The sequence below is a fragment of the Actinomadura rubrisoli genome (assembly GCF_004349215.1).
Lineage (GTDB): Bacteria > Actinomycetota > Actinomycetes > Streptosporangiales > Streptosporangiaceae > Spirillospora > Spirillospora rubrisoli.
In genome coordinates, this window is record NZ_SMKU01000423.1 from 1 (window position 1) to 7,151 (window position 7,151).

Sequence of the window (7,151 nt, forward strand, 5' to 3'; positions counted from 1 at the left end):
GAGGGACTCGGGGGCGCCGTGGATGCCGGTCAGGGGGCCTCGGGCGTACTTCGCCAGGGACTTGGACGAGACCAGCTTGCGCTGGATCTGCGGGGTGGGCATGGCCAGGCGGGCCGAGGCGTAGTTGAGGAACGGGACGAGCCTGTCGTCCTCGGGGCTGTAGGCGTAGGTGGCGCCGGTCTCCTTCTCGATGATGAGGACGCCGGGGCGTTCGAGGTTGCGGGCGCCGCCCTTGAACAGCAGGCCGGTGATGCCGAAGCCGGCGGCGACCAGGACAACCACCATGACGCCGCACAGGGCGCCGACGCCGGTGCGGCGGAGGGGGGACTCGGCGGCGCTGGGACGGCCCTGGAGGAGCGCCAGGGCGACGCGCTGGGTCATCAGGCGGTGCGCCTGGTAGAGGTCCTTGCGGGTCTGCATCAGCCGGCCAGGCCGCGGAGCCAGGAGTAGAGGTTCAGCAGGCCCATCGCCAGCGGGAACAGGCTGATGATCAGCATGAGGTCGGCGATGTCGCCGGCGCGTCCCCAGAACGGCGAGGGCTTCTGGACGGGGAGCCGGAGAGCCATGGCGATCATGATCGTGACGGTCAGGAGCGCGGGGACGGGGAGGATCAGGAGGGCGGCGGCCGGGGAGGCCGCGGTCGCCTCGTGCAGGGCCAGAAGGGCGAGGCCCGTCAGTCCTGAGCCGAGCATCCAGAGGCGCTGGGGACGGCCGTGGAAGACGCGTGCCCGCAAGAGGAGCACGAGGGAGAGGCAGAGGCTCATAAGGATGGGCAGCCAACCGTGGGAGGTCAGGAGCTGGAGTTGGGCCGCCAGCCCTACAAGGGCCACGGCGGCTACGAGGCCGGTGGCGAACCGGTCTGCTTCGCGGGTGCGGCGCAGGAGGGAGGGGCCGTCGAACGTCTGTGCGCTGCGGAGTTCTTCGGCGGTCTCCGGGACGGGTGGTAGCGGGAGCCGGGCGAGGCGGAACGCGAGGGACGGGATGAGCGCCGTCAGGGCGAGACAGAGGGACGAGGCGAACGCGGCCATGCCGGACGGGGATAGCTCGAAGCCTTCCACCAAGGCGGCGGAGACGAGGCCCAGGAGTGCGCTGAAGGCGACGCCAAGGAACGTTGGGAGACCTTCGAGGATGGCGAAGGCGGCCAGTACGGCGACCAGGGATACCGCTCCGAAGGCCGCCATGAGATGGGGGGCGCCCAGGTCGAGCAGGCCCACCGGACGAGCGGGAGCGAGGAGGCCGCCGAGGAACGCGTACGGAAGGGCGCTGTAGCCCAGGACTGCACCGGCCCCTGCGTCGCCCAAGGCGCGGGATAGGACGACACCGGCGGCCAGTAAGGCTGCCGCTATGGCGCTCGAGGCGATGGAGAGCAGGCCCCAGGGCGGGCCGGAGAGAGCGATGCCCAGCGCTCCGGTGAGGAGTACCGCGGCGCTCGCCAGGAGGCCGAACCGGCGGGTGGTCTCGGGGCGCCAGCGGTCGGCGTGTTCGTTGATGCCGGTCGCGACGACATCGGCGACGTCGTCGAAGGTGACCTCGGGCAGCTGGGCGAGTTCGGGACGGAAGTAGAGGATCTCGCCGTCGCGGATGCCGAGGGCGGACAGCGTGCGGGATTCGTCGAGGGGCGCCTCGTCCAGCCGCTGGAGGATCCAGCCGGAGTGGACGAGCCCGGCGTCGGCGAGATTATGGCCCGCGACCTGCAGCAACGTCGGGAGCATGTGGGAAAGCGGAATGTCGGCGGGAAGCGACAGATCCAGCCGCCGGTGCGGGGCGACAATGACCAGGCGGCACAGGTCGGCCCCCGTCGTCGTATTCACACGCCCTCCGATCGTGGTGATGACCGCACATTCACTATCAGCCGGGATCGTTTTCCGCTACCCGGGGAATGGCAATTGGGCTTCGCGCGGACGGCCCCGCCGTCACTATGATGACCCGGCATTGACTTCCGGTCATGGCCGGACGAAGGGACTCGGCGGTGGGGATCGTTCTCGTGCGTCGGCCGGAAAGGCGGCCGCCCCCGCGGCTGCCCGAGGGCGAGATCATGCTGGAGCCGCCGCCGGAAATTCCTGAAACGATCAGTCAGGGATTCATGAACGCCCTGATGTACGTGCCCATGGCGGCCAGCGGAGCCGCCATGGGGCTGATGTTCATGGGCGGCGCGGGCGGCGCTGGAGGCGGCAATCCGATCATGTGGGTGGCCAGCGGGCTGTTCGTGCTCTCGATGGTCGGCATGGGTTTCGGGCAGATGGGCCAGGGGGCGGGTGAGCGGAAGCAGCGGCTGAACGGCGCGCGGCGGGACTACTACCGGTATCTGGACCAGATACGGGCGCGCGTGCGGAAGGCGGCCAGGCAGCAGCGGGAGGCGCTCGAATGGAGCGGGCCGAGCCCCCGGACGCTGTGGTCCCTTGCCATGAGCCATCGCCTGTGGGAGCGCCGTCCGGCGGACGAGGACTTCGGGCAGGTGCGCATAGGGCGGGGCAGGCAGCGCCTGGCGCTGGAGCTCATCACTCCGGAGACCAAGCCCATCGAGGACCTGGAGCCGATGTGCGCGGGTGCGCTGCGGCGGTTCCTGCGGGCGCATTCGACCGTCCCGGACCTGCCGGTGGCCGTGTCGCTGCCCGCGTTCGCGCGGATCGTGGTGACGGGGGATCCGGTGGCGGCGCGGGCAATGGCGCGTGCCATGGTCGCCCAGTTGGTGACGTTCCATACGCCGGACGACGTGCGGCTCACCATCTGCGCCTCGCCAGAGCGGATGTTGCACTGGCAGTGGGCGAAGTGGCTGCCGCACTGCCTGCACCCCACTGAGCACGACGCGGCCGGGCCCGTCCGGTTGACCGGTCTCTCGCTGGCGGATCTGGAACCGCTGCTGGAGGACGACATCAAGGACCGCCCCCGCTTCTCCCCCGGCATCGATCCGCAGGACCTTCCATTCCATGTCGTGGTCATGGACGAAGGGACCGTGACGCAGGACTCGCAGATCGGCGCGGACGGCATCAAGGGCGTGTGCGTCATCGACCTGAGCGGTTCGGTCGCGCCCACGTCCGACGCGACGATGCTGCGCCTGCATGTGACCGGTGACGGGCTGGAGATGCTGGAACGCGACCATACGGGCAAGGACGTGTCGAGCCCCCTGGGTGAGGCGGACTGGTTCACGCCCGTCCAGGCGGAAGGGCTCGCGTTGAGGCTGGCGCCGTTGCGCGCGGGCGCGGCGGACGAGCCGGAGCAGAATGTGCTGGCGGGCAATCTCACGCTCACGTCGTTGCTCGGCCTCAGCGGGCCCTATGACATCGACCCGAGGTCCAGTTGGCAGCCCCGGGCGCCGCGCAACCGGCTGCGCGTGCCGATCGGGATCGATTCGGATGGCCGTTCGGTCGAGCTGGACATCAAGGAGTCCGCGCAGGGCGGGATGGGGCCGCATGGGCTGCTCATCGGCGCGACCGGGTCCGGCAAGTCGGAGCTGCTGCGCACGCTCGTGCTGGCCTTGGCGGTGACCCACTCGTCGGAGACGCTCAACTTCGTGCTGGTCGACTTCAAGGGCGGCGCCACCTTCCTTGGTCTTGAGCGTCTGGAGCACGTGTCGGCGGTCATCACGAACCTGGAGGAGGAGCTGCCTCTGGTCGACCGCATGTACGACGCGCTGCACGGCGAGATGATCCGGCGGCAGGAACTGCTGCGTTCGGCGGGGAACTACGCGTCCCTACGCGACTACGAACGTGCCCGTGAGCAAGGGGTGGCGCTCGCGCCGCTGCCGACGCTGTTCGTGGTCCTGGACGAGTTCTCCGAGCTGCTGTCGGTCAAGCCCGAGTTCGCCGAACTGTTCGTGATGATGGGACGGCTGGGACGTTCTCTGGGCGTGCATCTGCTGCTCGCTTCACAGCGCCTGGAGGAGGGCAAGCTGCGCGGGCTGGACTCTCATCTGTCGTACCGGATCGGCCTGCGCACGTTCTCGTCGATGGAGTCGCGGGTCGTCCTGGGCGTGCCGGACGCGTACGAGCTGCCGTCCCAACCGGGGAACGGCTATCTCAAGGTCGATGTGAGCGACATGGTCCGGTTCAAGGCCGCGTACGTCTCCGGACCGGTCGAGGAGGAGGTGCGGAGTCAGGCGCCGGGGAGCAGGCAGGCGGCGCCCCGGCAGATCCTGCCGTACAGCACCACCTTCATTCCCCGGCAGACATCGGCACAGCCGGAACCAGGAGAGTCTGCCTCGGGTCAGGAGTCCGGAGAGACGCTCTTCAAGGCCGTCGTCGATCAGCTGGCCGGGCACGGTCCGGCGGCGCACCGGATCTGGTTGCCGCCGCTTGACGTCCCTCCGGCGGTGAACCAGTTGCTTCCGGCGCTGACTCCGACCGCCGAGCACGGCCTGACGGCGGCGGGCTGGGAGGGCCGGGGCCGTCTCGCCGCGGTCGTCGGCATCATCGACCGGCCGTTCGAGCAGCGGCGCGATCCGTTCTGGGTCGATCTGTCGGCGGCGGCCGGGCACGTCGGGATAGCGGGGGCGTCGCAGACCGGCAAGTCGACGATGCTGCGCTCGCTCATCGCCTCCCTCGCGTTGCTGCACACGCCCGAGGAGGTGCAGTTCTACTGCTTGGATTTCGGTGGCGGGACCCTGAGTGGCCTGTCCGGCCTGCCGCATGTCGGCGGGGTGGCCAACCGCTTGAACGCCGACCGTGTGCGACGGACGGTGGGCGAGGTCTCCACCCTCCTCGAACGGCGCGAGCGTGAGTTCGCCGACCGCGGGATCGATTCCATCGCGACGTACCGGCGGCTGCGGGCGGCCGGTGAGTTCTCCGGGGACGGGTTCGGCGACGTCTTCGTGGTGGTGGACGGCTGGATGACGCTGCGGCAGGAGTACGAGCAGCTTGAGGAGGTCATCACGGACCTGGCCGCGCGGGGGCTCGGCTTCGGCGTCCATGTGGTGGCCACGGCCGGGAAGTGGTCGGAGTTCCGGATGGGCATCCGGGACGTGTTCGGGACGCGGCTGGAGCTGCGGCTCGGCGACTCCTACGAGTCGGAGATCGACCGGCGGCTGGCCGAGAACGTGCCGCAGGGCCGGCCCGGCCGCGGGCTCACCCGCGATGGCCTGCATTTCCTGGCCGCGCTGCCGAGGCTGGACGGGCGCGGCACGGCCGACGATCTCGGCGACGCCGTCACGGAGATGGTCGAGGCGGTCGCCGGGGCCTGGCAGGGGCCGCAGGCGCCCCCCGTCCGGCTCCTGCCCGACGTTCTGCCCGCCGCCGAGCTCGCGGCCCGCCCGGAGGTCGCCGACGCGCCCACGGCGAAATGGCGCGTGCCCATCGGGATCGACGAGGACACGCTCTCCCCCGTCCGGCTCGACTTCACCGCCGACCCGCATTTCGTGGTGGTCGGCGACACCGAGTGCGGCAAGTCGAACCTGCTGCGGCTGATCGCCGAGGGCATCGTCGCGGCCCACACCCCCGCCGAGGCCAAGCTGATCTTCATCGACTACCGGCGGACGCTGCTCGACACGGCCGACACCGAGCACCGTGTCGGGTACGCCGCGTCGGCGTCCGTCGCGGCCGAACTGGTGAGCGATCTGGTCGACGCCCTCAACGACCGGTTGCCTCCGGCCGACCTCTCGCCGGAGCAACTGCGCAACCGGTCGTGGTGGAAGGGCTCGGACGTCTTCCTCGTGGTGGACGACTACGACCTCGTCGCCACGGCCAACAACCCGCTCCTGCCGCTTCTGGACCTGCTCCCCCAGGCACGGGACATCGGCGTGCACCTCGTCTTGTCCCGGACCATGGGTGGCATGGGACGAGCCCTGTACGACCCGGTCATCCAGCAGTTGAAGGACATGGCCGTGCCCGCGCTCATCATGTCGGGCAGTAGAGAGGAGGGAGCGCTGTTCGGGGAGGTCCGCCCCATGCCGCTCCCGCCCGGGCGCGGAACCCTCAGCGACCGGCGCAACGGCGCCCGCCTTGTCCAGACGGCCGCGCTGAGCGATTAACCGGCGGGCCGGGGTGTCTGCCGGTCAGTTGCGGGCGCCGATGGTGCCGCCCTCGGTGCCGGACACGATGGGCTCGTCCTCGTCCACCTGGACGCGCAAATCGACCTTGCCGGGACGCCAGCCACGACGGCGGCCCAGAGGGACGACGATGCCGCACAGGGCCGCGACGGCGGCCAGCCCCACGGCGCCTGCCGCGATCCCGTTCGCCCGGTCGCGCGTTCGGCCGTCGGTGGGCGCGGGCGACGCCAGCTTGACCGGACGAAGCGGAGGCTGCGCCGCGACCGTTGCTCCCTCCCCTGGGACGACGGCGGTCACCGCCTGCACCGGGTTGACCATCCCGTGGCCTGTTCCGGCGCCGACGTTCCCGTCCGCCGTTCTGAGGATGCGCTGGAAGACCTGGTCCTGGCGGAGTTCGGGATGGCGCGCGCGTACGAGCGCCGCCACACCCGATACGTAGGCGGCCGCGTAGCTGGTCCCCTGCGCCTGGAGGTTGTAGCCGCCCTTGGGCCAGGGGACGGCGATGTCCTTGCCGGGCGCCCCGACGTCCACGCGGGACTGGAGGCCGGAGGTCTCCGCTCGTCCACCATCGGCGCCGAGCGATGCCACGGAGATGACGCCCGGGTAGCTCGCCGGGTAGGCGGGGCCTTCGGCGCCGTCCTGCTTCGTCGCGTTGCCGGCCGCCGCCACGATGAGCGCGTTCTGTGCCTGCGCGTAGCGGACGGCCTGTTCGAGCGCTGGCGAGTCCCGGGCCGCAATCGACACGTTGATGACGCGGGCGCCGGCGCCGGCCGCCTGGCGGATCGCTGTGGGGAGCCGGTCGCCGCCCTCTTCGTCATGGTCGGCGTTCTGCTGCTTGATGACGATGAGACGGGACGCGGGCGCGACACCGGTCAAAGGGATCCCTCGGTCTCCGAGGTCATGTCCCGCGATCAGCGCCGCGACGCCGGTCCCGTGCCCGGCGCAGTCCCGTTTTCCCGTGCCGGTGAGGTCGGTGTAGGCCGCGACACGGCCCGCGAGCATCGGATGGCCTGCGTCCACACCGCTGTCGATGACGGCGACCCGCACGCCCTCGCCTCTGGTGAGCGACCACGTCCGCTGGAACGCGAGCCGCTTTTGCGCCCACGGCCCCGGTATCGACCCGTGGTACCCGCGCGGCAGGTCGCATGACGTGGGCTGGACGGGGGGCTGC

At 70.7% G+C, this 7,151-nt stretch carries 4 protein-coding genes; 1 reads left to right on the forward strand and 3 read right to left on the reverse strand.

Annotated features, from left to right (window positions below; genetic code table 11):
• The coding region (locus E1298_RS41780) for a type VII secretion protein EccB (RefSeq protein WP_207945160.1) at window positions 1-420 on the reverse strand (420 nt) is incomplete at its 3' end.
• Window positions 420-1,811 (reverse strand): type VII secretion integral membrane protein EccD, encoded by a 1,392-nt coding sequence (gene eccD, locus E1298_RS41785; protein WP_131902925.1) that lies wholly within the window; start codon window positions 1,809-1,811, stop codon window positions 420-422. The genes eccD and E1298_RS41780, both read right to left, overlap by 1 nt.
• A 134-nt stretch (window positions 1,812-1,945) precedes the next feature.
• On the opposite strand from eccD, the gene eccCa reads away from it, so the two are divergent.
• A complete protein-coding gene (gene eccCa, locus E1298_RS41790) occupies window positions 1,946-5,962 on the forward strand; it encodes a type VII secretion protein EccCa (protein ID WP_481726149.1) in 4,017 nt (1,338 codons plus the stop codon).
• Between the two features lie 24 nt (window positions 5,963-5,986).
• Here eccCa and E1298_RS41795 read toward each other — a convergent pair.
• Window positions 5,987-7,151, reverse strand: a 1,165-nt coding sequence (locus E1298_RS41795; protein WP_131902927.1) for a S8 family serine peptidase, incomplete at its 5' end; no start/stop codon positions are given.